The organism is Arthrobacter sp. MYb227, from assembly GCF_002975435.1.
Classification (GTDB): domain Bacteria; phylum Actinomycetota; class Actinomycetes; order Actinomycetales; family Micrococcaceae; genus Paeniglutamicibacter.
In genome coordinates this window covers 302,854-326,966 of the sequence record NZ_PCPT01000004.1, presented here as the reverse complement: position 1 = coordinate 326,966, position 24,113 = coordinate 302,854, and the positions used below count along the sequence as shown (strand labels likewise).

At 57.8% G+C, this 24,113-nt stretch carries 22 protein-coding genes; 13 read left to right on the top strand and 9 right to left on the bottom strand.

Annotated elements, in window-relative coordinates; genetic code table 11:
• Positions 1-226 precede the first annotated feature (226 nt).
• Positions 227-1,405, top strand: a complete 1,179-nt coding sequence (locus CQ018_RS11390; protein ID WP_105550109.1) for a Gfo/Idh/MocA family protein — start codon at positions 227-229, stop codon at positions 1,403-1,405.
• A 111-nt stretch (positions 1,406-1,516) separates the two neighbouring features.
• On the opposite strand, the gene CQ018_RS11385 is transcribed toward CQ018_RS11390, so the two are convergent.
• A complete protein-coding gene (locus CQ018_RS11385; protein ID WP_105550108.1) occupies positions 1,517-2,425 on the bottom strand; it encodes a LysR family transcriptional regulator in 909 nt (302 codons plus the stop codon).
• Positions 2,426-2,560: 135 nt separating this feature from the next.
• Between CQ018_RS11385 and tdh the strand changes: the two genes are divergently transcribed.
• The 10 genes from tdh (at position 2,561) to CQ018_RS11335 (ending at position 14,856) form a co-directional block, all read left to right on the top strand.
• Positions 2,561-3,607: an L-threonine 3-dehydrogenase gene (tdh, locus tag CQ018_RS11380; protein ID WP_105550107.1), complete on the top strand. Its 1,047-nt coding sequence runs from the start codon at positions 2,561-2,563 to the stop codon at positions 3,605-3,607.
• A 57-nt stretch (positions 3,608-3,664) separates the two neighbouring features.
• Positions 3,665-4,864 (top strand): glycine C-acetyltransferase, encoded by a 1,200-nt coding sequence (locus CQ018_RS11375; protein ID WP_105550106.1) that lies wholly within the window; start codon positions 3,665-3,667, stop codon positions 4,862-4,864.
• Between the two features lie 440 nt (positions 4,865-5,304).
• On the top strand, positions 5,305-5,862 hold the full coding sequence (locus CQ018_RS11370; RefSeq protein WP_105550105.1) for a hypothetical protein: 558 nt from the start codon (positions 5,305-5,307) through the stop codon (positions 5,860-5,862).
• Between the two features lie 603 nt (positions 5,863-6,465).
• Entirely contained in the window at positions 6,466-7,488 is a 1,023-nt protein-coding gene (locus tag CQ018_RS11365) for a DUF808 domain-containing protein (protein ID WP_105550104.1), read from the top strand.
• A 509-nt stretch (positions 7,489-7,997) separates the two neighbouring features.
• Positions 7,998-9,203 carry a TerC family protein gene (locus CQ018_RS11360; protein ID WP_105550103.1) on the top strand — a complete coding sequence of 402 codons (1,206 nt, stop codon included), beginning with the start codon at positions 7,998-8,000 and terminating at the stop codon, positions 9,201-9,203.
• Positions 9,204-9,245: 42 nt separating this feature from the next.
• On the top strand, positions 9,246-9,749 hold the full coding sequence (locus tag CQ018_RS11355) for a universal stress protein (RefSeq protein WP_105550102.1): 504 nt from the start codon (positions 9,246-9,248) through the stop codon (positions 9,747-9,749).
• A 166-nt stretch (positions 9,750-9,915) separates the two neighbouring features.
• Positions 9,916-10,461: a ferritin gene (locus CQ018_RS11350; RefSeq protein WP_105550101.1), complete on the top strand. Its 546-nt coding sequence runs from the start codon at positions 9,916-9,918 to the stop codon at positions 10,459-10,461.
• A gap of 374 nt (positions 10,462-10,835) precedes the next feature.
• Positions 10,836-11,801: a pyridoxal-phosphate dependent enzyme gene (locus tag CQ018_RS11345; RefSeq protein WP_105550140.1), complete on the top strand. Its 966-nt coding sequence runs from the start codon at positions 10,836-10,838 to the stop codon at positions 11,799-11,801.
• Positions 11,798-13,447, top strand: coding sequence for an FAD/NAD(P)-binding protein (locus tag CQ018_RS11340; protein ID WP_105550100.1), 1,650 nt, complete (start codon positions 11,798-11,800; stop codon positions 13,445-13,447). The genes CQ018_RS11345 and CQ018_RS11340 overlap by 4 nt, the downstream gene beginning before the upstream one ends.
• Complete coding sequence (locus tag CQ018_RS11335) at positions 13,444-14,856, top strand: alanine racemase (protein ID WP_219844050.1); 1,413 nt, start codon at positions 13,444-13,446, stop codon at positions 14,854-14,856. The genes CQ018_RS11340 and CQ018_RS11335 overlap by 4 nt, the downstream gene beginning before the upstream one ends.
• Before the next feature lie 138 nt (positions 14,857-14,994).
• On the opposite strand, the gene CQ018_RS11330 is transcribed toward CQ018_RS11335, so the two are convergent.
• Positions 14,995-15,285 (bottom strand): hypothetical protein, encoded by a 291-nt coding sequence (locus tag CQ018_RS11330; protein ID WP_105550099.1) that lies wholly within the window; start codon positions 15,283-15,285, stop codon positions 14,995-14,997.
• A gap of 223 nt (positions 15,286-15,508) precedes the next feature.
• Between CQ018_RS11330 and CQ018_RS11325 the strand changes: the two genes are divergently transcribed.
• Positions 15,509-16,150: a maleylpyruvate isomerase family mycothiol-dependent enzyme gene (locus CQ018_RS11325; protein WP_105550098.1), complete on the top strand. Its 642-nt coding sequence runs from the start codon at positions 15,509-15,511 to the stop codon at positions 16,148-16,150.
• Between the two features lie 15 nt (positions 16,151-16,165).
• Here the strand turns inward: CQ018_RS11325 and CQ018_RS11320 are convergent, their stop codons facing one another.
• From CQ018_RS11320 to CQ018_RS11290, 7 genes are all read right to left on the bottom strand, one after another.
• Entirely contained in the window at positions 16,166-17,572 is a 1,407-nt protein-coding gene (locus CQ018_RS11320; RefSeq protein WP_105550097.1) for a mycothione reductase, read from the bottom strand.
• Between the two features lie 191 nt (positions 17,573-17,763).
• Positions 17,764-18,387, bottom strand: a complete 624-nt coding sequence (locus tag CQ018_RS11315; RefSeq protein WP_258142566.1) for a DsbA family protein — start codon at positions 18,385-18,387, stop codon at positions 17,764-17,766.
• A gap of 154 nt (positions 18,388-18,541) precedes the next feature.
• Positions 18,542-19,153: a HutD family protein gene (locus tag CQ018_RS11310; RefSeq protein WP_105550095.1), complete on the bottom strand. Its 612-nt coding sequence runs from the start codon at positions 19,151-19,153 to the stop codon at positions 18,542-18,544.
• An 83-nt stretch (positions 19,154-19,236) separates the two neighbouring features.
• Complete coding sequence (locus CQ018_RS11305; RefSeq protein ID WP_105550094.1) at positions 19,237-19,761, bottom strand: peroxiredoxin; 525 nt, start codon at positions 19,759-19,761, stop codon at positions 19,237-19,239.
• Entirely contained in the window at positions 19,758-20,138 is a 381-nt protein-coding gene (locus CQ018_RS11300; RefSeq protein WP_105550093.1) for a hypothetical protein, read from the bottom strand. Before CQ018_RS11300 ends, CQ018_RS11305 begins: the two co-directional genes overlap by 4 nt.
• Before the next feature lie 40 nt (positions 20,139-20,178).
• A complete protein-coding gene (locus CQ018_RS11295) occupies positions 20,179-20,805 on the bottom strand; it encodes a TetR/AcrR family transcriptional regulator (RefSeq protein WP_105550092.1) in 627 nt (208 codons plus the stop codon).
• Positions 20,806-20,821: 16 nt separating this feature from the next.
• Complete coding sequence (locus CQ018_RS11290) at positions 20,822-23,350, bottom strand: PEP/pyruvate-binding domain-containing protein (RefSeq protein ID WP_105550091.1); 2,529 nt, start codon at positions 23,348-23,350, stop codon at positions 20,822-20,824.
• Positions 23,351-23,670: 320 nt separating this feature from the next.
• Here CQ018_RS11290 and CQ018_RS11285 point away from each other — a divergent pair, with 320 nt between their 5' ends.
• Positions 23,671-23,934, top strand: coding sequence for a ribbon-helix-helix protein, CopG family (locus CQ018_RS11285; protein ID WP_105550090.1), 264 nt, complete (start codon positions 23,671-23,673; stop codon positions 23,932-23,934).
• Positions 23,935-24,113: the final 179 nt, after the last annotated feature.

Genomic DNA, 24,113 nt, shown 5'->3' with positions numbered 1-24,113 from the left:
ACGAGTCACGTTGCCACTTCGCCCAAGATTTGGCCGCGGAGTTCGTTCAACACACCAACGCCTAAACAACCGAACACGGAATCAGAGCCGGGATCGATTTTCGTTCCGGACGTAACTTTCCGTTCTAGTCCTTTATTCGAGGGCGTACAACAGATTTAGTATCGGTGGCCGCCGTAAGACGGGTGGCCACCGAGTAAAAACTTGCACTATATAAGGAGTAATTTTCGTGGATCTCAAGGTAGGTGTTGTTGGCTTTGGCCTGCGCGCCGGACTCTACAAGCACGCACACCGTCCCGGCGAGGGCTCGGTTGTCACCATGGTGTGTGATACCTCCGAACGCGGGCGTGCCGATGCCGCCGAAAAGCTGCCCGAGGCAACTATCACCGCTAATCTTAATGAGCTGTTGAATGCCGGTCTGGACGCGGTATTGGTACTGACCCCGGATAATCAGCACGCCGTGGTTGCCAAGCGCACCCTGGAAGCCGGTATCCCAACATTCTGCGAAAAGCCGCTGGATGTCACCCTTGATGCAGTTGACGAGGTACTCGAAACGGCATTCCGCACCGGTACCAAGCTGTACGTCGGACACAATATGCGCCACATGCCGGTGGTTCGCCAGATGCGCGAAATCATCGAATCCGGTGCCATCGGTGAGGTTAAGGCAGTTTGGTGCCGCCACTTTGTGGGTAACGGCGGGGATTACTACTTCAAGGACTGGCACGCGGAACGCAAGAACACCACCTCCCTGCTGCTGCAAAAGGGTGCACACGATATTGACGTCATCCACTGGCTTGCCGGTGGCTACACCGAGCGTGTCTCGGCGGTTGGCGATTTGGCTGTCTACGGCGATATTGAATCGCGCCGCGATAACACCGACCGGCGCATGTGGGACTGGTTCTCACTTGATAACTGGCCGCCAACCGAGCAGACCGACCTAAACCCGATCATCGACGTGGAAGATATTTCCATGATGCAGATGAAGCTTGATAACGGTGTGCTTGCCTCCTACCAGCAATGCCACTTCACCCCCGATTACTGGAGGAACTACACGGTCATCGGCACCGCGGGCCGCCTGGAAAACTTTGGTGATGACGCAGGCAACATGATCAAGGTGTGGAACACCCGTAGCCAGAACGGCTACGTCGATGCCGACGTCGAGGTGGAAATCGAGGCCGCCGATGGTGGGCACGGTGGAGCCGACCCACGCCTGATCGCCGAGTTCCTGCGCTTCGCGGCCGTGGGCGGCCCGACCGAGACCTCGCCGGTCGCCGCACGCGCCGCGGTTGCCGCAGGAGTGCTGGCCACCGAGTCGCTGCGCACCGACGGCTCCGCCAAACAGGTTCCGGCGCTGAGCGAAGAACTGCTTGCCTACTTCGCGGCAAACCAGGAGCGTGTCAACGCTTAAGAGCTGTTTGCTGGTTGGATAATTGAAATCCGGCTAATAATGAATGAGGAGCTTGTTTCCACCCGATACTGCTCGGGTGGAAACAAGCTCCTTTCGTTTGACCAGGGGTGGCTAAGATCCGGTCAGTTCCGCCATGGCCGAACCCATGGCCTGTACTACTAATTGCACGCTGCGCCGATGCATGGTCTCGGGGCGGGCCAACAGATCAATACGGCGACGGTTGGCAATGCCGTGTAGCTCACGGAGCACCACATTTTTCCCCACGGCGGCTCCGGCCGTGTAACGCGGAAGAATCCCGATCACGTCACCCGAGGCAACAAGTGCTGTGACCGTCGCGTAGTCGTTGATGCGGTGGATGATCAGCGGGGCCGAACCCGAAACTGCGCTGATGGCTCCGAGCACATCGGCGGGGGAGAAGCCCTCACGGCTGACAACCCAGCGCTCATTGATCAGATCGATCGGCGCTAGCGTTGCTTTGCTGGCCAGCCGATGAGAGGCAGGTAAGGCAATATCCAATGGTTCGTGGGCCAACGGCGTGACGATGACTCGGTCGTTGGGCCATTGTGGGGTGTGATCCATGCGGTGGGCCAAGACCAGATCGTAGCGGGCGCTTAACGCCGGGAAGTCCTGTTGGGCAACGTCCTCATCAAAGAATTGCGGCACCGGGGAACCTGGGTCCGTGAGTTTGCTCAGTAGCGGGGCGAAAAGTGCTTGACCGACCGAGTGGAAACCGGCGACGGACACCGGGGCAGAGGCACTTTCCTGAAAGGCACCAATCGCGGAACGCGCCGCGGCCAATGAGGAGATCACCGAGGCACCAGCCGCGGCAAGAACCTCTCCGGCCTCGGTGAGAACCAGATTCCGCCCCTCCTTGCGGGTCAGCGGGACTTCGATGTTCCGTTGAAGCAGGGCAAGCTGTTGGGAAACTGCCGATGGGGTGACATACATGGCGCTGGCTACGGCTTTTACCGAACCTAGGTCGCCGAGCTCGCGCAGTATCTGTAATTGATGAACTTCCATGTAGTCAATCCTAAATCGTCAGTTGAGAAACATGCGCATCTTCTAAGGTGTGCTTTGGGTGATGTAAGTGACAGACTGGAAGCCACCCCCAGCCCAGTAACGCGCCGCCTAACATGGTGCACGTGAGGAAAAACGATGAAGGCACTGTACAAGTCCGGACCACACGCCGGATTCGAACTCGTTGAGCGTCCCGAACCGGTCACCGGTGACCGTGACGTCAAGATCCGCGTGATGACCGCAGGTATCTGCGGCACCGACCTGCACATCCAGGCCTACGATGACGCGGCCAAGGCCATGATCAAGGCCCCCATGATCCCCGGGCACGAATTTTACGGTGAGATCATCGAGATTGGTGCCGAGGTAGAAACCATCAAGGTTGGCGACCGCGTCTCCGGCGAGGGCCACATTGTCTGCGGCATGTGCCGTAACTGTCGTGCCGGTCGTCGCCAGATGTGCATCAACACGGTCTCGGTTGGCGTGCAGCGCGATGGTGCCTTTGCAGAGTTCGTCGTCATCCCGGAAACCAACGTCTGGGTACACCGCGACGAATCGATCACCCCGGAACTCGGTGCGATCTTCGACCCGTTCGGCAACGCGGTACACACCGCACTATCCTTCCCACTGGTTGGCGAGGACGTGCTGATCACCGGTGCCGGACCGATCGGCCTGATGGCCATCGCCGTGGCTCGCCACGCAGGTGCCCGCAAGATCGCCATCACCGACGTTTCCCCGCAGCGTCTGGAACTGGCCCGCAACATGGGCGTCGATCTGGCCATCGACGTCTCAACGACCCGCATCAAGGACGCCCAGCGCGAACTTGGCATGCTCGAAGGCTTCGACTTCGGCATGGAAATGTCCGGCCACCCCACCGCACTGCCGGAAATGATCGAAAACATGAACCACGGTGGGCACATCTCGATGCTCGGCCTGCCCTCCAGCTCGATCGACATCGACTGGGGCAAGGTTGTCACCCACATGCTCACGCTCAAGGGCATCTACGGCCGCGAAATGTACGAGACCTGGTACGCGATGAGCGCGATGCTCACCTCCAACCCGGTGCTGCGCGAACACGTTTCCTCCGTTGTCACCGACTACCTGCCGGCCACCGAATGGGAAAAGGGCTTTGACGCCGCTCGTTCGGGCCACGGCGGCAAGGTCGTCCTGGACTGGACGGTTTTCTAAACGTTTCCCCCCACAATTTCTCCCCATTTTTTGCATTACACACGCTAGGAGCAGCACATGTACACCAGCATGAAAGACGAACTGGCAGCCGAACTGGCCCAGCTACGCACCGACGGCCTGTTCAAGTCAGAACGCCACATCGACTCGGCCCAGTCAAACCTCATCTCCGCCGGCGAGCTCGGCTCGGAAGCCAAGAAGGTCCTGAACTTCTGCGCGAACAACTACCTGGGCCTGGCCGATGACGCCCGCATCATCGATGCAGCCAAGACCGCCATGGACGAGCGCGGCTTCGGCATGGCCTCGGTCCGCTTCATCTGCGGCACCCAGGACCTGCACCTGGAACTCGAGGCAGCCGTCTCCAAGTTCCTGGGCACCGAGGACACCATTCTGTTCTCCAGCTGCTTCGATGCCAACGGAGGTGTCTTCGAGTCGCTCTTCGGCGCCGAGGATGCCATCATCTCCGATGCACTAAACCACGCCTCGATCATCGACGGTATCCGCCTGTCCAAGGCCGCGCGCTTCCGCTACGGAAACCAGGACATGGCAGATCTGGAAACCCAGCTGCAGGCGGCCGCCGCACTAAACGATGGCAAGGGCGCGCGCCGCACCATCATTGTCACCGATGGCATCTTCTCCATGGACGGCTTCATTGCCCCGCTGGAAGCCATCTGCGATTTGGCAGAAAAGTACGGCGCACTGGTCATGGTCGATGACTCGCACGCAGTGGGCTTCATGGGCGCCACTGGTGCCGGCACCCCGGAACACGCGGGTGTCTCGGACCGCATCGATATCTACACCGGCACCTTCGGCAAGGCGCTGGGCGGTGCCTCGGGCGGTTACGTTGCAGGCCGCGGCGAGATCGTTGCGATGCTGCGCCAGAAGGCACGTCCGTACCTGTTCTCCAACTCGCTGGCCCCGGCCATCGTTGCGGCAACGCTGAAGGCGCTCGAGCTCGTGGAGGGCTCGGGCGAGCTGCGCGAGAAGCTCTTCGAGAACGCCGCGCACTTCCGCCGCCGCATGACCGAGGAAGGCTTCGACCTGCTTGATGGCGAGCATGCAATTGTTCCGGTTATGTTTGGCGATGCTGTGAAGGCGGCCGAGGTAGCCGGCAAAATGCTCGAGCAGGGTGTCTTTGTTACGGCTTTCAGCTTCCCGGTGGTTCCGAAGGGCGCAGCACGCATCCGCGTGCAGCTCTCCGCAGCACACTCGGCCGAGGACATCGAGGCCTGCGTGCAGGCCTTCGTCGCCAGCCGCTAAACCGCATAAACAGTTATCGCCCGCAGTTCCCTTGATAGGGTAGTGCGGGCGATTGCTGTTTAGCGAGGGTTTTTGGCGTTGAAACAATGCCTAGAGATGCCTGGATCGGTTGTTATTCCGTAGGTAAATTCTCGCCGGATGGATACGAAAAACTAGCCGACATCATATGTCAGATGTGCGGTTTTCGGCGATTGACCGGAATCTTCTCGGTGAGTATCCCTCTGACGAAGCTACGGAAGGAGCCCTCTAGGAACGTGGTGCCCCGAGTTCTTTGGACACGTGCGCTTTCGCTCTTGAGCTTTAGACGGAGCCCATGGATCTAACGAGCCTCCCGGCTAGCAGGCGGTGCAATGGACGGCCCAGGCGTCTACAGGACCGGCAACGGGCCACGCAAAAGTCCTGCACAGGCGCAGTGGGCCGCAAAATGATATAGATGAGAAATGGATAACCAGCACCCCGTGCCAAGATTCGACTTTGCCAAGATGTACCCTCGTGTCGACTTTGGCAAGATGTACCCTCGTGTCGACTTTGGCAAGATGTACCCTCGTATCGATCTCTCCCGGCTCTACTTTCCCAAAAAGGATCCATTCCCGGATGGCTTCTTCAAATCTATGGGGGCTCTCGATGATTCATCTAAATACCCGCTGGGCTCCTTAATGGCTCAAGGTGCAGCATTCGAAGAATGCCTAAGCCAATCTGAAGCTGACTTTGTCTTGGCAAGTGGTGAGGCCGTTGAAGTCCGCTGGAGCGCCGGTGAACTCTGGGAATCGTTGACAGCGCAACAGCAGCGTTTGATCAAGCTCGGATATCTTGCGTTTTTGTTTGTATCGATGTTTGTAGCTGTGTTCATGGCACAAACCCAGTACGCAGGATTTGCTGAGTTCATAGAAGACGCACAAATTCCTGCCGGAGTAGCGCTAGCTATCGTTTCCTTGGTTGGCCCGAACCTCATGAAGACAAAGACGCATCCAATCAACAAAAGAATTAGGCGTAACTGATCGCTTCTGGGGGCGGGGCCGCCCCCTGCACGGCCCTTCCATGACCGCAAGGGGAACATATAACGAAACCATAAACGAGGCGTTTTCGGGAGATCCAAGGTTGGGCCGGCGAGCAGTTCGGTGGCCTTGCTCCCTCATACTCACACCAACCGGAGACAGATACGCGATTTCTCTAAGGGGTCGGGGTTTTGGCGGTGGGACGGTTTGGGTTTTGTGCCGCCTATTTTCCAGAGCTGGGGATGCGACGGACCCCGGGGAATCCCCGGGGCCCATCTTGTGGTGGAAGTACTACCTTGACCAACTACTCGCCTCAATCTCCGGGGACACACTTTCCATATGGGATGACTACTATCCGGGGCAACGGGAATACTTTCAGAACCAGGAGCGCTGAGATGCCCGGTGCCCCTTGAACGGTAGCGCAGCTATCGGCAGTTGACCTGACGGGGGAGCAGCGCGCTGCCGCAGATGGCACCTTCCAAGCTGATGCGCCTTAATCCAGTGGGCGGGCCGCCTGCGACTATATACTCGTAGCATGCCAAGCACACGCATAAACCGCGGTATCCACGCCTCACAGCCCACACCCAAGAAGCAAGGTAGCGGTCTGTGAGCGGCGGTCTTGTCGCACTGCTGGACGACGTCGCAGCGCTGGCCCGTATAGCGGCTGCCTCGCTTGATGACATCGCTGCCGGAGCTGCGAAAGCGGGGGCCAAAGCAGCCGGCGTGGTGATTGACGATGCCGCCGTCACCCCGCAGTACGTGTCGGGAGCAGACCCATCACGCGAACTACCGATGATCAAGAAGATCTTCTGGGGATCGCTGCGCAACAAGCTGTTGATCATCCTGCCGGCGCTGCTGCTCATCAGCGCCTTTCTTCCCGGGGTCATTCCGTTCATCCTCATGCTGGGCGGCACCTACCTCTGCTACGAGGGTGCCGAAAAAGTCTGGCACAAGCTCCGCGGCCACTCCGCGGCAGAGAAGGCACCGGCAGTCGACAGAGGTCCCGCGGCAGAGGCCAAGGTGACCAAGGGTGCCATCACCACCGATTTCATTCTGTCCTGCGAGATCATGGTCATCTCGATGAACGAGGTGGCCGGGGAATCGTTGTGGGTCCGCGCGAGTATTCTGGTCGTCGTCGCGATCGCGATCACGGTACTCGTTTATGGTGCCGTCGCACTGATCGTCAAGATGGACGACATCGGCCTGCACCTGACCACCAAGGACTCCGCAGGATCCCAGCGCTTCGGGGAAATGCTGGTCAAGGGCATGCCCGCTGTGCTGGCCGCGATCACCCTGATCGGAACGATCGCCATGCTTTGGGTCGGTGGTCACATCATGCTGCAGGGCGCGTACGACCTCGGTTGGCACTCTCCCTATGACTTGGTCCACGTCCTCGAGACACCTTTCACCGGGATCCTTGTGCTGGGAGGCTTCCTAGCCTGGCTCGTGAACACTCTGTGCTCGGCCGTGCTCGGCCTCGTCTGGGGCCTTGCCATCATGGCTCTCGTGCACCCGCTGCTCAAGGTCCTGCCCCTTGGCAAGGAGAAGGGCGAGCACGAGGAAGGCGACGTCCGCGCCGCAGTCGCCGGCCATCGGCCGACGAAACTCCCGGGCGATTCCGCCGAGTAGCTAGTACCCACCTGGTACGACAGGATCCACCTGTGCTTTTCCTTGTCGAGAATCGTGCGGATATGCCCCCAAGGTAATTGCGCCACAACCTGTGGCACCCTTTGACTCTGGTCCCCACTTGCTGGACATGGTGAGCATCTATCGCAGGTTACGTTGAGAGAATCCCTTCATATGGCGGAACTCCACATGCTTGTCCTCCGCTGGCCGGCGGATGATGCGAATGCCCTAGCCGTGGTGGTCTTGCCAGAAGCGATTTTGCATTGCCAATGCTCCAGCTACGGGGGTTTTCAGTTAGATGTTTATCGTGCGTGTTCGCCAATGGCCGGACCATCTAGCCAGAACCACTTTCAGAAAACTGGGCAGTGTTTGCAGAGCAACGGACCTTGTGATTCGTAACCGTGGCAAGCGCCCAAGCCATGCCGGAGAATCGGAGTCCGTTAGGGGTACCGCGTGCGGATTTGCGCCTATATTCTTTAGGACACAGCCAGTTACGCACGAGCGGGGGAGTCATGGAGACCTCGCCCCTGATTTGGGGCATCACCATCATCGTGATTCTTGGCCTGCTCGCTTTTGACTACTTCTTCCATATTCGCAAGGCGCACATCCCCACGCTACGTGAGGCCGCGCTCTGGTCCACCATCTACGTCGGCATTGCCTTGCTCTTTGGAGTCTTGGTCTTTCTCTTCGCAGGCCGTGGCACCGGAAGCGAATATTTCGCGGGATACATCACCGAAAAAGCACTGTCTGTAGATAACCTCTTTGTCTTCCTGATCATCATTTCCAGCTTCAAGGTGCCGCGAGCCAATCAGCAGAAGGTGCTGCTCTTTGGCATTGTCTTCTCGCTGATCGCCCGCACCGGATTCATCCTCCTGGGCGCGGCTCTGATCAACTCCTTTGCCTGGGTGTTTTATATCTTCGGATTGATCCTGTTGATTACTGCCGGGAACTTGATCCGCCCTTCGAACCACAGCGACCATGAACACGAGAATTTCATGGTCAAGCTGGCCCGCAAGTTTCTGCACACCGCGCCGGATTTTGACGGCGACAAGATGTTCACCACGTTTCAGGGCAAACGTGCGCTGACACCGATGCTCTTGGTCATGGTTGCCATTGGCGGGACCGACATTCTCTTTGCGTTGGATTCGATTCCGGCGATCTTTGGTCTTACCCAAAACGTCTACATCGTCTTTACCGCCACCGCGTTCTCCCTCATGGGTTTGCGCCAGCTCTACTTCCTGATCGATGGATTGCTGGATCGGCTGATCTACCTGTCCTACGGCCTTGCCGCCATCCTGGCCTTCATCGGAGTCAAGCTGGTTTTGCATGCGTTGCATGAAAACAACCTGCCGTTCATCAACGACGGCGAACCGATTCACGTGATCGAAATCAGCACCGACATGTCGCTCGGGGTCATCTGTTCGGTGTTGGTCGTGACGATTATTGCCTCGCTGCTCAGCGGCGCGGGTAAGACACAAACGGTCGTCAACAGTGCCCGGCGGCATGCGATCTACTATCTGGACCCGACGCACGAGACAGATCCGCTGGCACGTGAAGCCATCTACCAACAGCTTCTGAGGGAAGAAGAACAGCTTGAGGAAATAGACGAAAAGTATTTGGCAAAGGCCAAGGGGCTGGCCAAGCTCGCTCCGCTGTTGGAACGGGCACATAAACACCATCGAAAACGGACACCGGGTGAAAACCCCACACCAATGTAGGAACAACCAAGAAAGCAACAATCACACACGAGGAGAAAAATCATGGAGATCCCAGTACCTTATGGTTCACCCGAACCCATCGAGCCGGCCCCGGCAGGCAGCATTGTGGTGGGCCACGACGGATCGGAAGGAGCACAGCTGGCATTGGAAATGGCAATGGACTTTGCCGGCCCGCTCATGGCCCCGGTTGTCATTGCCAGGGCCTGGTCAATCATCACCGCTCCGCGGCCCGAAGCCTGGTCGGAAGGATACGTCCCGCCCTTTGATGAGTTTGCCCAAGCGGTCAAGAAAGGCATGGTTGAAGATGCGCTTCCGGTCATCCAGAAATACCCGAATGTACAGGTTAGCTATTCCCCGGTGCACGCCCCGCCGCTGAAGAGCCTCATCGATGTCTCGCGTGAGGCACGCATGCTGGTGGTAGGAACCCGTGGCCGCGGGGGACTGGCCGGGATGCTGCTCGGGTCGGTGAGCGAACAATGCGTGCGGCATGCCTCCTGCGCCGTGTTGGTGGTACGCGATGAGAATACTTCACGCCGACATCACTAATGATCTTGTTGGCGGGTGAATTGAATCTAAATATTTGCGCCCTCAGGCCATCTGTGGGGGTTGACCCGGCAGTTCCACCGGAGGAAGCTCGAGATAGCGATCGACTCTGGCGATTTGAATGACGGGTTGCCGGAAACTAATCCGCAGAGACCTTCCGGAGGGCATCATGGGCACCAAGTTCAATACAACGCTGACGCGTCAGGTAGGCAACGAATTCGCTGCCGCGCAACAATACATTGCGGTTGCCGTGTGGTATGACGGGCAAGATCTCCCGCAACTAGCCAAACACTTTTACCGGCAAGCGTTGGAAGAACGGAACCACGGGATGATGATGGTCCAGTACATGTTGGACCGCGGCATCAAGGTGGTAATCCCCGGAGTGGATGCCGTGCGCAATGATTTTGAAAACGCACAGGAGCCACTGGTGCTAGCCCTCGAACAGGAAATCGAGGTCACCGAGCGCATCAAAGAACTCTTCGCGCTGGCCAGGGCGGAAGATGATCCGCTGGGCGAACAATTCATGCTGTGGTTCCTCAAAGAACAAGTCGAGGAGGTCGCCTCGATGTCAACGCTGCTAAATGTCGCACGCCGGGCCAGCAGCTTCTTTGAAGTTGAGACGTTCTTGGCACGAGAACGGGTGGGAGATGCCGGACTAAGCGGTGGAAACACGGGGGGAGCAGGAACCCCGGAGGCAGCTGGCGGGGCGCTGTAGACGCCACGGTATTTTCATGTGGGGCCGGTTCGTTGGCTAAATCCGTGGCATGCCAAAAATCATTCGTGTTATAGCGAGCTGGCATTTTGGGCGGCGGCAGAGAAAACCCTGCCAATTTACCGGGGAAACCAAAATTCATCTGATGTTCCCTATTCAACCGCTGTATCCGCTCCTAGACTGGCCACTACCGTAGCCCGCTACCCAGCGGGTGTGTTCACGCATTCCACCGAGTGTTTCCACACTTCGGTTTGGAATGCTAGGGCCACACGCGGTGCCAGCCGGCTTCCCTCAACCCTAGGGGAAATTGCCACCGGAAAGATCCTTACCACCAGATGCGAGGAACGATGATGCACAGTGACGGAACCCTGAACCCCATGAGTTCCCCGACGGCCAAATTACATCGTCTATTCGAGGGCTCCGGCATGGAGGTATTTGCCAAGCTTGATCTGCTCCAACTCTCCGGTAGCACCAAGGAACGCACAGCCAACAGCCTGATCACTTCGCTGCTGGCCTCCGGACGCCTGCAACCCGGCGGCATGATCGTGGAATCAACCTCCGGAAACCTTGGCATTGCGTTGGCCCGGCAATCGGTGGTTCGTGGGATCCGGTTTATCGCCGTAGTCGATGAGAACGCGAACCGTTCGGCACTGGACATCATGCGAGCCTACGGGGCACGGATCGAGCAAGTACAAACCCCTTCCGATGGCAATAAACTTGCTGCCCGACGACAACGAGTCCAAGAACTATTGGAGAAAAACCCCGGGGCGGTAACCACCAACCAATATGGTTCACCGGATAACCCGGACGCGCATTTCAGCACGACGATGCCGGAATTCATGGAAGCTGTCGACGGGAAGCTTGACCTGTTGTTCGTAGCCACCAGCACCACCGGTACCTTGTTGGGCTGCCAACAATATCTGCGCCATCACCAATTGGAAACCACCCTGGTGGCGGTAGACTCCGTGGGATCTGTGCTCTTTGGTGGCGAAACCGGACAACGACGCCTGCCCGGGCTTGGTGCCGGTATCGTGACGGAGTTGTCCTTACAGGCAGAGCCCGATGTGGTGTGTCGGATCGAAGAGATTGATATGGTGCGCGGTTGCCGCACCTTGGCCCGGCGCGAAGGAATTCTGGCAGGTGCCTCAACCGGTGCCATCGTTGCGGCCATGGAACAGCTCGTGCCGGGTCTGACCGCGGGCTCACGAATTGGATTCTTGGTTCACGATTCCGGGGTGCCCTATCTACACACCGTGTACGACGATCAATGGGTGCACAATAATCTGGGTGTCAACGTGGCATCGGAGGCCGCGTCCGAGCTGCAGGGCACCAACCCACGATGAAACGTATTGCCTTTGTGGGCGGCGGACCCAAGGTACTCTTCGCATTGCTAGAGCTCCACGATGCATGTTCCGTGCGTGCCGTCGGGGCGCTGTGCATCGATGTTTATGACCCCTATCCACCGGGCGCCGGGCGAGTATGGCAAACGGGACAACCGGAACAGGTACGGCTGAATGTTGCAGCGAGCATCGTGGATGCCGCGCACTGCGATGATCCCGAATCCTTTGGGGACTGGGTGCAACGCGTGGCACCACAGCATGCCCGGGAACTGTATCCACCTCGCGCCGTGGTCGGGGAATATCTGCACGATCGCTTCGTCAAGCTGAGGCAAACTGCCAGCTTTCCCATCCGGCATGTAACTGCCAACGTCACGGCCGTGCTTCGAAGACAATGCAAATGGGAAGTCATCAGTGAGACCGGTTCCGAATTTTACGATGAGGTCGTGCTGGCCACCGGACATGGGCTTCCAGATGGACCCAGGACCGATAATCTTTCCGGTGCGCTGAACCCCGACGCACTGATCGGCGACTACCGGGTACTGGGGGAAGAATCTATTCTGCCCACAAGCCGAGTGCTAATTCGAGGCGCCGCATTGACCGCCTACGACGCGGTGTTGCTTTTGACCGAGGGCCGGGGAGGACGCTGGGAACAACATACGGTTGGGCCGTGGCTGAGCTATTGTGCAAGTGGGCGGGAACCGGCAAGGATTAGCATGGGTTCGCGCAGCAACGTACCCATGGATTCCAAACCTGAGCGGGTGCCGGAGAACATCTTGCGAACGCTCGATCCCTACCGGGAACGGATCCTTGTCTGGGGAATGGATGTACGCACCCTCCAGGCAGCGGGTCAACAATCGACGCCTAGGGAAGGGGACATGCGGGGCGTTGAATCTGGAGCATCCTATGCCGGGCTTTTCCGGGTGCTGCTGAGTTGCGCCATGGAATGCGCTACTGTTCTGGGCATCCGGATCTCTGCGTTAGAGCTCTGGCGTACAGCGCTGACCGGACGCGAAGAAGCAACACCTGCGTTACAGAGCGTTGCGGAACAAATTCGTCGGGGTATTCGCATCAATAGGGGAATGGATGTTCCTGATGCCCGCTGGATCTGGGGCAGAGTGTGGTCAGGACTGTATCCCCAAATTACCCGGGCCGTCTCGCGGGTGCGTTGGGACCCGATCCAGACCCGGCGCTTCAATAAAGTGGCATCGAACCTAGAAAAGATGGCTTTTGGTCCTCCGGAACAAACGGCATTGAAACTCCTTGCGCTCTTAGACGCCGGACTATTAGAACAAGTTCCCTTCAAGCAACAACTGGACTCCGAAACTGTATTGATCGATGCGGTGACCCCGCGACCGGGTGTGCTCGAGGAACCCGGTGGGCAAGCTATTTCACCCTTGTTCGCGAGCCTTTTGGATGCCGGCGAAATTACGGTGCGACCGGGTGAAACCGGACTTCTCACCGATGCACAGGGCAGTTGCATGGACGCCCGGGGAAAGCCCAGTACTACGTTGACAGCGTTGGGCCGCCCAACCGAGGGGCCCACGTTGGGACATGACACGCTGAACCGCATGTTGCACCCCGAACCGCACGGCTGGGCGCAACGCATCGCCCGGCAGTTGAGCCCACAATATTCTGGAGAACTCACATGAATCAGCTCATGCACGGAACTATCCCGCTCACCGCACGGCTAGAACCGTGGATGCAACGCCTCCTAGCCGACGGGACCGAATGCCAGGAGCTGATCCGTCTGCATGGTTCGCCGGTGAATGTCCATGAGTTCTCGGCGCTGGGTCGTAACGCCGATGAGTTACGTACCGTGGCTGCCGGATACGGACTAGATTTTCGGGTGTATTTGGCCCGCAAAGCTAACAAGACTATTGGCGCGATCGACGCTGCCGTGGCGGCAGACTGCGGTGTTGATGTTGCAAGCCTGAACGAGCTCAAACAGGTGCTGGAGCGTGGCGTAGATCCCGAGCAGATCATTGTTACAGCCGCGGTCAAGTCTCGGGAGTTGCTGGCGATGGCTCTGGAACACGCGGTGGTGGTGAGCCTGGATAACCAAGACGAGGTCGAGGTACTGCTGGAAATTGCCGGAGCACTGGGAATTCGGGCCAAAGTTGCCTTGCGGTTGGCATCCGCGCACCATTTGATTCCCGCCACGCGCTTTGGCCTGCGGGCCGAACGCTGGCTCACGTTCCTCGGAGGCATTGAACTGTCTTCCGGGCTTGATATTGCCGGCATCCACTTTCACCTCAACGGCTACAGCGCCGAGCAACGTTCGCACTTGGTGTTCGAAGCTGTGGAGTTGACCGATGAATTGGTCAAACTCGGCTATCAACCGAGTTTCATCGACATAGGTGGCGGAATTCCAATGTCCTATTTGGAGCATGCCGAAGAATGGGAAGCCTTTTGGGTCGCACTCGCGCAGCAGGAGGCCGGAAGCGAAGAGATCACCTGGAAATCCGATGCGCTCGGTTCATTCGATGGTGCACCCAGTGGCGCCGTCTATCCCTATTATCAAAAACTAATTCGTGGCCCATGGCTGGAGGCGGTGCTTCGTGCACATCCGGACGGTTCGCTAACGTCGATCGCAGACTTACTTGTCCAACGCAAGCTTCAGCTGCGTTGCGAACCGGGGAGGTCATTGCTTGATGGGTGTGGCCTGACGCTGGCATCTGTTGCCTTTGCCAAGGAACGCAGCGATGGGGTTCCGTTGTTGGGGCTGCATATGAATAGGACACAATGTAGGTCGACTTCGGCGGATTTCCTGCTGGATCCGATTCTTGTACACTCCGCCGATCCACCACGTACACGCGAGCCTTTCAGCGGATTTTTAGTTGGTGCTTATTGCATCGAGGAAGAACTATTGTTGCGTCGACGCTTTGAATTCCCGTTAGGTGCGGCACCCCGGGATCTCATGGCATTTCCCAATACCGCGGGTTATCTGATGCATATCGTGGAAAGCGCCTCGCATCAATTGCCGCTGGCCGTCAATGTGGTGGCCGAGGGCAATGGATGGAAAATTGATGAAATCGAGGAACGCGTGTTGCTCCCCTGAACGGGGCCCAGAGAAGAGGTGGGTATTGAACTCTAACCGTGATCCAGCACTAGGGGGGCCGCCCACCGTGTGATGGGCTCTGAAGATTGTTCGGCCCATGGGTCTGAACCAACGTGCGCGGTTGTATTGTTTCGGGGGCTATCCGCGGTCTGCTGGCCAATGCTGCCTATGTGCCGAGGGCGCCGTCACCTGCAAGGCATCGATCTTGACCAAAGCCCGGTAGGTCGCGCCAATCAGCATGATGATGCCGATCAGGCTCAGCAGTCCTCCGAGTACATTTGCTCCGATGATCAGGGCAGCCATATCGGATATTGAACTAGATAAGAGGGCACCGGCACCAAAAGTTGTCCCGATGATGATCAGTAACGGTCCGGCGATCACAAAAGTCACACCCGTGACGAAAAGCCCTGCCGAGTTCTTGTCATTCATGGTTTCCCCCCCTTTGAATGAATCCAGTAGTGACCATCCCTAGGCTCCCCGATCTTCGGGCGGCTTCAACGGCCAGAAACCAGCCTTTCGATCCGAGCAAACTGTGTCCCTGCCGGCGATGCACAAGCGTGCTGCCACACTCCGAGCGAAGCTAACCTTCGGTGAAGGAACATTTGATGAGATTCACTTGTCAAGTGTCGGTCATCGCTGATTGAGTGACAGCATGAAGCAAACGGCAGCGGATATTTGGTCAGCGGTGCACCTCGAACGTGGGGCACTTTTTGAAGATCTCCAGAGCCTGGACGCGGCCGCATGGATGAAGCCATCGGCATGTCCCGGCTGGGATGTTCACGATGTGCTGGCACATTTGATTGATAGCGCAAAAACCACGCGGCTCGGATTTATCAGCAGACTGATTGCCGCGGGCTTTGACTTCGACAAGGACAACGCGCGGGGCATTGCTAAAGAAAAACGTAGTGACCCGGAAGAAACTCTTGCGGCCTTTGGTGAGGTCATCACGCTGACAAACACCCCGCCGGCGGATCGTGCCACACGACTTGTTGAGGCCTATGTACATGGCGAAGATATTCGTCGAGTGCTGGAAATACACGGAAATTATCCAACTCACCAATTACGTACGGCGCTGTCTTACCAGCTGCGTACCAGCGTGAAAATGGGTGGTGGGAAGGAACTAGCCGCCGGGTGGAAACTGGTGGCTACCGATGCTGATTTTGAATACGGCCAGGGTCCGCAGGTTCAGGGTAGTGTGCTGGCACTATTGCTTGCAGTTTCCGGCCGGCCACTTAACACGCAGGAACTCACCGGCGTGGGTGCCGATGAGTTCCTGAAGCGACGTGCGGGCTAAGTGCAATAACCGTTCTTAGTTGGTCTCGGTAGGCGCCGGAAGACCCAAAAGAGCATTCTCAACAAGTTCCGAGAGTGCCGGGTGGATCCAATACTGTTTAGTGGCAATATCGTGTGCGGTTTGTCCAAAGGACATTGCCTGGATCAGCGGCTGAATCACGGTTGCCGCCTCCGGGCCGATCACGTGGGCACCGAGCAATAGCCCGGTCGCCGGATCCGCCAAGACCTTGAGGAAATGCCCGTGGTCTTCGCGTGCCCATCCGGCGGCAATATCCGAGTAGTTCTGAGTCTTGGAAACGTAAGGAATACTGTGCTTGATCGCGTAGTGCTCGGTGATTCCCACCGAAGCGATCTGCGGATCGGTAAACACCGCGGCGGGAATGAACCGGTGATCCGAAGCGATCATCGAATCGAGATTGACCAAGTTGTGCTTGACCACCCGAGCCTCATGGTTGGCAACGTGCTTGAGCTGGTGGCTTGCTGAAATGTCACCCAGCGCAAAAATGCCTTCGACATTCGTGCGCTGGTACTCATCAACTTTCACCCGTCCATGGGAGTCGAGGGCTACGCCGGTCTTTTCGACGGCAAGGCGTTGCGCATTCGACTGGCGACCGGTGGCCACCAGCAAGATTTCTGCTTGCAGTATTGAGGATCCGGCGGGGCCGTCAACGTTCATTTCAATTCCAGCACCCGATTCGCGAACCTTCGAGATCTGGGTATCGAGCAGTACCGTGTAGCGCTGCGATGCTTCGCTGGTGAAAAGCTCGGACACATCGCGGTCCTGGGATTTGAGTAGGCGATTGCCACGAGCAATCTGGGTCACTTGAACACCGAAGGAAGAAAATACGTGAGCGAATTCGGCGGCAATGTATCCGCCACCAAGGATCACGATGCTGGCGGGCAGCTGATCGATGCGCATGATGGTGTCCGAGGTATGGAACGGAACAGAACCGTCGGTCAGACCCGGGATATCCGGAACCACAGCATGGGCTCCTGCTGCCAACACGAATTTATCGCCGGTGATTTCCACTGTATTGCCATCGTGCAAATCAATGCTCAAGGTCTTAGTTCCGGTGAACTGCCCGTGGCCGGAGAAGACCGTGACGTTTGGGTTTTGCGGGCCTTCGCGGTATTCGCGTCCGCCGGCTTCGATGGCGTCGATACGGTTGAAAATCCGGTCACGGATCCCGGGCCAGTCGATTGAATTCAGTGTTGCATCTACGCCCAAATTTTTACCATGACGTGCAGCATCTGCCAGCTCTGCCGGGTGTACAAACATCTTGGTCGGAATGCAGCCAACGTTGAGGCAGGTACCTCCGAACAAACCGGCCTCGACGATGGCAATTGAGAGATCGTCGAACTCCGGGCCGGGGATTGAGTTACCGGAACCGGTTCCGATAATGACGAGGTCGAAATGAGTCATGATGGAGGCTTCAATCCTTTTGCTGGGTGTAAGGGCGATGCAGAGACATATGTCTAGACCCTTACCTGCGTGCTGCCCGAGGCGGGCAAAAAATTGCTGAAAATAGTGATGGTGTTACGCCGCAGGAAAGGGGGAGTAACACCATCGCCATTTGCTTTTTCTCTGGCCCAGCTCAGTGGGCCGGAATCGACTTAGTCGAACTGCGGAGCTTCGGAGCGGCTGCGCTTGATCTCAAAGAAGTGTGGGTAAGCAGCGAGGGTTACCGAGGCATCCCAGATCTTTCCTGCTTCTTCGCCACGTGGAATACGGGTCATGACCGGCCCGAAGAAGGCAACGCCGTTGACGGCGACGATGGGGGTTCCCACGTCCTGTCCCACACGGCTGATGCCCTCGTTGTGGCTGATGCGCATTGTTGCATCGTGGGCGTCGGTGCTGGCAGCGGCGGCAAGTTCTGCCGGAAGGCCAACCTCGGCCAGTGCCTTGGCGATGACCTCGTCGAGGCTCTTGTTGCCATTGACGTGGATCTCGGTGCCCATGGCATCGTAGAGCGGCTTGATGACCGATGTGCCGTGGGCGGTGCTGGCCGCGGTGATTACACGCACCGGACCCCAGCTGGAATCCATCTTGGCGCGGTACTCGGCGTTGAGTTCTGCATGTTCGTTGAGCATTGACAGGCTCATGACGTGCCAGTCGACGCTGACATTACGGACCTGTGTTACTTCATCCATCCAACGTGAGGTGACCCAGGCGAATGGGCATACGGGGTCAAACCAAAAATCTGCTTTTTCGGTAGTTGGCGCGGTATTTACTGACACTGTGGGTCTCCTAAATCGAAGGGATGAGCTCAAAGAGCTAGGTGGGTCTACAAAATACGACCATATTGCACAACACATAAGTCGCCCAGAATGTTCCGCAATGCTGAGCTATCGCGGTGATACCGGGAGGGAGCACGTTGTACGAAAGCGAAGTTTAGGGAAGATCTAGGGAGATGACCGCCATGAAGCCGCGTCCGGAAATACGTGGGGAATCTTCTTCGCCACCAATGACTGTGTCGCGGATATCCAAGGGGGTTTCGGTGTCTTGCCGCAACGCGCTTGCTTTGCCCTGCAGGAGCACGCCGAATTGCGATCCGAAAAGATGCTGTTCGCGCTTCTTGGAGAGTTCGATTATGCGTACATTGCCACGAACTTTTCCGGTGCGTGTGATCAGGTTTAGCGCCAGCACTTCACCGGTGGGAAGCGCAGCCGACGTCGAGGAGGCACCGGCGAATTTTAGGGGGCGGTAAAGCTCTACTCCCTGCGTTGCTCCATCGATGGTGAGCTCCAGGAGTTCACCCATGATGAGCGTTAGCGTGCGATCGCACCCTTCGTAGGGCGTAAAGTCTCCTGCTTTTTCGATGGAAGCAACCGAAATCCGCCAATCCCAGTCCTTGTCAGTGGCCGGTAGCAACGACCCATCATCGGCTAGTGTTCCTGAAGCGATTTCACGGACCTGCCCTTGTGCCGCTCCCCAGGACTTTTTGGGGCGGGACGCTAGGGGGATCACGGTACCGGTTGCCAGTGAGGTATTGGAGTGGCTCATGATCCGAGCTTAGTGGGAAATGGTGACCAAAAAGGTATCGGTGAGTGCACGAAGCCAGACGAGCAGCTAAATATTTGACCGTGCTAATCCTGGTTCAGATGCGCAAGTAGGTCTCGGGGATGGGCAGCAGCATCGGTAATGCCAAGGAACGCCTGGGTGATGATCCGTTCTCGCACCACCAGCGTGCTACGGGTATAGAGTAGCTCGCCATCGAAGCCGAAGGTTGGCAGACCCAGGGCAGTGGCCAGCACGAATCCGGGATCCGAGAGCAGCGGATAGGGCAGGTGCAGGCGTTCAGCCGCCTCGCGCTGGTAGGCGGTGTCTTGGCTTGAAAGGCCGTAGATGCGATGCCAGAGGGAACCATAGTCGGTGGCCAGATCGCGAAATTCGCAGGCTTCGGGCGTGCAGCCCTTAGCCCCGGGCAGCAGGGCCCACTCGGGGGATTGTGCCTCGTCGGGCCGTGAGGTGCGTGGGTAAAGAAACAAAACAAAGGATCCTGTGACAAAGTCCATCGGACCAATGGTGTCCCCGGTGCTGGCGGGCAACGCCAATAGCGGGAACTGTTGCCCAAGCAGGTAGCTGGCATCCTCGGTACACGAATTGATCATGCAACTAGTTTTCCATCTTGAAGTGCTTTGCGCTTTCGGCGCCACTGGATAGATTGGGAAATAGCGAAGGACAGCATCGTGCCAAGACCAGCGAGCAGTCCGCCAACCCACGAACCGAGAATGAGTATGATGCCGCGTAAATCCAGTCCCCGGCCTTCGGAAAGACCTGGAACATAGGGCGGTGGAAATAGTTCAATGAGCATCAATCCGGCAAAGAATCCGTAGAGGATCGAGCCAAGGATGCCGCATAAGAGGTACCAGTGACTAATTCCGTCGGGTCGACGTCGATGAAGCAGCACTGCGCTGGTCACCGCGGCCAACGGGCCGATGAGACACAGCCCCACTGCCGCAATCAGCTCGAAGTCGTTGTAGTCCATGGATTAGCTGCCTCAAGATCCGGAGTGTGAAAGGGCAATCCTACGCGGAGTTCTTGGGTGCTTCCTGCGGGATGGTGCCGAAGAGTGGCAGCAGCACCTCATCAACAAATGTGGTGAGCAGGGCCGTATCCAACGGCCCGGTGTGGAATAGGAAATGGTTGCGCACCAGTGCGGCTCCGACCTCCAAACGAGCGGGTGTACTGGCACCGTCCGGGATTTCTCCGCGTTCGATTCCACGTGCTAGGACCCGTTCCATGAGGCCGCGATTTCTGCCCTGCGACCGAGCACGAAGTGCCACGCTACGCCGCGCATCGGGCAAGGCGTCGGCCAGCATGCCACGCATCGCCTCACCTGCCGGCCCACGCAACGTTTGAACCGTTTGGGTCAGCAATGCGAGTAAATCTGTGCGTAAGGCTCCGGTATCCACAAAATCCTTGGCCGAGGGACTCTGCGTATATACGGCGTCCATCACCAGCGCGGCCCGGGAATCCCAGCGCCGATAAAGCGATGCCTTGGAAGCGCCCGCCCGTTTGGCCACGGATTCCATGCTCAGGCCCGCGTAACCCTGCTCGGTCAGTTCGGCCAGGGCCGCGGCGAGGATCGCCGCAACAAGTTCGGCGCCGCGGCGCCGTGGCAGGGTGCGGTGATCTTGCTGATGGGTAGTCATCTGTGTACTCCGCGTCCTAGAGAGCGCGGGTAATACGCCCGCGCGTCCCATCAACAGTGATCATCTGCCCATCGGTGATCACCGCGGTGCCGGTGCCGGTGCCCATGACGGCGGGAATCCCGTATTCGCGTGCCACGATTGCTGCGTGTGAAGCTGCCGAACCGGTATCGACAACTACCGCAGCAGCTCGCTTGAACAAGGGAGTCCACGCGGGATTGGTATAGGGGCAGACCAAGATTTCCCCATGCCCCAACTTCTCGAAGTCGCTGGCCTCACGAATGATTCTGGCGATACCTGTCGCACTGCCGGAACCCGCGGGAGTACCGGAAGCCAGCGCGTCACCGGTATCCGGGGTAGGGAAGAATACCGAGGCATCAAACATCGGAACTCCTGCAAGTTCGGCGCGCTTAGCGCTACGTGTTGTGATCGCGCTGCCGAGCCGCTCGAGCTGCCCGGAGGGAATCATTGCCGGATCGCTAATCCCTGTCAGCTCATTCCAGCGCAGGTGGAAGACTTCTTCGGGATTCTGCAAGATCCCAGCATGCCAAAGTCGTTCACCGATGTGTAACAGAGACGCACGCAGCACCGGAAGGGCCGCGGTGAAATAGAAATGGGTGTCTTCGCGGAAGGCAACGGCTTCGCGGGCAGAATTCACCAATCGCTGCGCAAAGGTGCTTAAACGCGCGCTGCGCAAGAACCAGTGCTCCAGCAGACGTTTGTGGGCGCTCGCCGACTTCGATTGTGTCCCGTTCTCGGTGGCCGGGGCATCGGCAAGGGCCAACACCATGCCCAGCGCAACACCCGGAGAGTCGGCAAGTGTTGGTTCGGAAACCAAGAGCGGAGAAGTGGTTTCTCGGCGGCCGTACTCCTTGAGAAATTCCTGTAGCCGGCGTCCAAACCCGGCGAGTTGCGGATTGTTTCTCAGCTGCTCGGCAGCGTCTTCGCCAGTTAACGTGGCAACCAAAATATGTAATGCCGGATCTATACGAAGCTCATCGGCAAGTTTGGCCAAGGCCTGGTTGGAATCCTCGGTGCGTGTTTGTGCACCGCCGAGCAGATCGGGGATCAGCGCGCGTCGGCCCAACACGGTGGTGAAAACTATCATGCGCGCCAGCGCTAATCCGCTACCGGGTAGGTAATCGATCCGCAGGTCCCTGCAGTAACTCTGGGTGGCCATGGCCCGGGCCGGAACCGTCAACAGTTTGTCCCATGACAACGAATTCAGTTCAAGGGATTCAAGATCGGCGACCTCGGCGAGGAACGCGCTCTGGCGCGGATCGGCTGACCACTGGGATGGTTTGAAACGGAGGGCTCGGTAGAGCAATTTTGCCGGGGTGAGTAGCACCCGTGGTGTGGGACGTGGGGATGGCGGAACCAGGGCAATGACCACACCGTCTTCTTCGCGCAAAAAATCAACGAAGGCACCCTTGAGCCCAAAGAAATCGGTGATCTCATGCATCATATGTGCCGGACCATGGGCGATCTGTGTTGTGACATCCAGTGGGTAGGGACGGACCGGAAGATACTCGGCAAGGATCGCACCCTGGAGTCGGCGGAAAGCATTGAGCTCGGCGGTGGGCTCGGGCAGCGCCGTCATGGGACGTGCCTGCACAATCCAGGTTTTCCCAGCCGAAATTGCCCATTCAATATCTTGGGGACGCCCAAAATGTGCGGCGATAGTTGATGCATGAGCACTCAACGAGGCAAGGTCGGCAGAATCCAATAGCGGATCGGCAGGGTCCAAAGAGGTTGGGCTTGCCGCGCGAGACTGATCGTCTGCAACCGATTGATGGGTGACGCCTCCGCCCGCCGAAGGTCGAATAATGACCTCGCCGCGTCCGGGTTTCCATTCGAGTAGTTTCCCGGATGCGTCCAATACGTAGTGGTCCGGGGTGACCAAGCCGGAGACCACAGATTCGCCAAGGCCGGCACCGGCATCGATGATGATGCGGTCTCTGGCTCCGCTGACCGGGTCGGCGGTGAACATGACTCCTGCGGTATCGGATGAAACCATCAGCTGAACAACCACCGCGATGCGAACGTCGGCGGGGGAGATATTGCGCTGGCGTCGGTAATCGACGGCACGATCGGTAAAGAGCGAAGCCCAACATTTGTTGACGGCCTCGAGTAATGCGTCGATACCAATTATATTGAGGAAAGTATCTTGTTGCCCGGCGAAGGCCGAGCCGGGCAGGTCTTCAGCAGTGGCGCTTGAACGCACGGCGACCGGGAGATTTTCACCCAGGTCTTGATAAGCGGCGGCTACCGCGGCGCAAATTTCTGCGGGCATGGGGGTGCTTAGCAGGGTGTTGCGTAGTGTCTGCGGTGTGACCACCGGGTCAGCCAAGAGGCTGGAAAGCTCGGCCCGTTGGGCGGTCTGGGCATACGCATCTGTGGTCACCACAAACCCCGCGGGTACAGGAAGCCCGGCCCGCAAAATTTCACCGAGGTTTGCCACCTTACCGCCAACAGTTGCTATATCCGCGGCCCCGAATTGGGCAAGCGGTGCAACGGGTGGGGGATGGGTCGCTGGTAGCCGGTCCATGGGGTACTCCTCCGGGGAAGCAATAAATTTTGTGTCCTAAGGCAGAGAACTGCAACAAATTAGAGAACTCTGCGTTCTCTAATTTAGTCTCCGTGCAACCACTTGGCAACGGTGTGGCTCGAGTAAGTGGCGATCACCACGACTGCTACGTGCTCGGACCTTCTGCTCATGGCAGGTGGCAAATAGTGCTCGATCATGATGGCAGCATCATCCGTAGTTGCGTTTATCTGACCAGTCTTCTACTTTGAGTGAGTTTTTGATGGTGGGGCCAGTGCCACGGACTACTTCAAAAAGTCCTATTTTCGTAATACGATATAGGTATGGAAGAACGAGAAATGATTGATGGGATTCCTGTCACCGAAGAACAAATTGAACGATGGGCTGCGGAAGCCGAAAAAGGCTACGACATTGACGCGATCAAAAAGCGTGGTCGTGGGCGACCGGGACGTGGTGCCCAGCCGACCCAAGTGGTTCCAGTACGGTTGACCATTGCCGAACTTGCGTCAATTGATGCTCGGGCGAAGAAAGAGCATAAGACACGTTCCGAGGTCATGCGTGAAGCACTAGCGGCCTATGCGGCATGAAGGTTCATAGTTCAGCTTTGAAACACGGCATTTGTGAAGAAGACGCACTTCAAGCAGCTACATGGGCACTCTGGGTGGAAGAACTTGACGAAGACTCTCCCGCTCGACAACTTCGATTGGGATTTGATACGTCTAGCCGGTTATTGGAGATCGTTGTGCTTGTTTTCGACAGCGGTAAC

What these genes read in the sequence shown, in the direction of transcription:
- CQ018_RS11335 (WP_219844050.1), top strand. Translation starts at nt 13,444, where the DNA reads ATGAATCAGCTCATGCACGGAACTATCCCGCTCACCGCACGGCTAGAA.
- CQ018_RS11295 (WP_105550092.1), bottom strand. Translation starts at nt 20,805, where the DNA reads ATGACTACCCATCAGCAAGATCACCGCACCCTGCCACGGCGCCGCGGC.
- CQ018_RS11285 (WP_105550090.1), top strand. Translation starts at nt 23,671, where the DNA reads ATGGAAGAACGAGAAATGATTGATGGGATTCCTGTCACCGAAGAACAA.
- CQ018_RS11310 (WP_105550095.1), bottom strand. Translation starts at nt 19,153, where the DNA reads ATGAGCCACTCCAATACCTCACTGGCAACCGGTACCGTGATCCCCCTA.
- tdh (WP_105550107.1), top strand. Translation starts at nt 2,561, where the DNA reads ATGAAGGCACTGTACAAGTCCGGACCACACGCCGGATTCGAACTCGTT.
- CQ018_RS11385 (WP_105550108.1), bottom strand. Translation starts at nt 2,425, where the DNA reads ATGGAAGTTCATCAATTACAGATACTGCGCGAGCTCGGCGACCTAGGT.
- CQ018_RS11345 (WP_105550140.1), top strand. Translation starts at nt 10,836, where the DNA reads ATGAGTTCCCCGACGGCCAAATTACATCGTCTATTCGAGGGCTCCGGC.
- CQ018_RS11355 (WP_105550102.1), top strand. Translation starts at nt 9,246, where the DNA reads ATGGAGATCCCAGTACCTTATGGTTCACCCGAACCCATCGAGCCGGCC.
- CQ018_RS11320 (WP_105550097.1), bottom strand. Translation starts at nt 17,572, where the DNA reads ATGACTCATTTCGACCTCGTCATTATCGGAACCGGTTCCGGTAACTCA.
- CQ018_RS11325 (WP_105550098.1), top strand. Translation starts at nt 15,509, where the DNA reads ATGAAGCAAACGGCAGCGGATATTTGGTCAGCGGTGCACCTCGAACGT.
- CQ018_RS11375 (WP_105550106.1), top strand. Translation starts at nt 3,665, where the DNA reads ATGTACACCAGCATGAAAGACGAACTGGCAGCCGAACTGGCCCAGCTA.
- CQ018_RS11330 (WP_105550099.1), bottom strand. Translation starts at nt 15,285, where the DNA reads ATGAATGACAAGAACTCGGCAGGGCTTTTCGTCACGGGTGTGACTTTT.
- CQ018_RS11370 (WP_105550105.1), top strand. Translation starts at nt 5,305, where the DNA reads ATGGATAACCAGCACCCCGTGCCAAGATTCGACTTTGCCAAGATGTAC.
- CQ018_RS11290 (WP_105550091.1), bottom strand. Translation starts at nt 23,350, where the DNA reads ATGGACCGGCTACCAGCGACCCATCCCCCACCCGTTGCACCGCTTGCC.
- CQ018_RS11300 (WP_105550093.1), bottom strand. Translation starts at nt 20,138, where the DNA reads ATGGACTACAACGACTTCGAGCTGATTGCGGCAGTGGGGCTGTGTCTC.
- CQ018_RS11340 (WP_105550100.1), top strand. Translation starts at nt 11,798, where the DNA reads ATGAAACGTATTGCCTTTGTGGGCGGCGGACCCAAGGTACTCTTCGCA.
- CQ018_RS11360 (WP_105550103.1), top strand. Translation starts at nt 7,998, where the DNA reads ATGGAGACCTCGCCCCTGATTTGGGGCATCACCATCATCGTGATTCTT.
- CQ018_RS11305 (WP_105550094.1), bottom strand. Translation starts at nt 19,761, where the DNA reads ATGATCAATTCGTGTACCGAGGATGCCAGCTACCTGCTTGGGCAACAG.
- CQ018_RS11350 (WP_105550101.1), top strand. Translation starts at nt 9,916, where the DNA reads ATGGGCACCAAGTTCAATACAACGCTGACGCGTCAGGTAGGCAACGAA.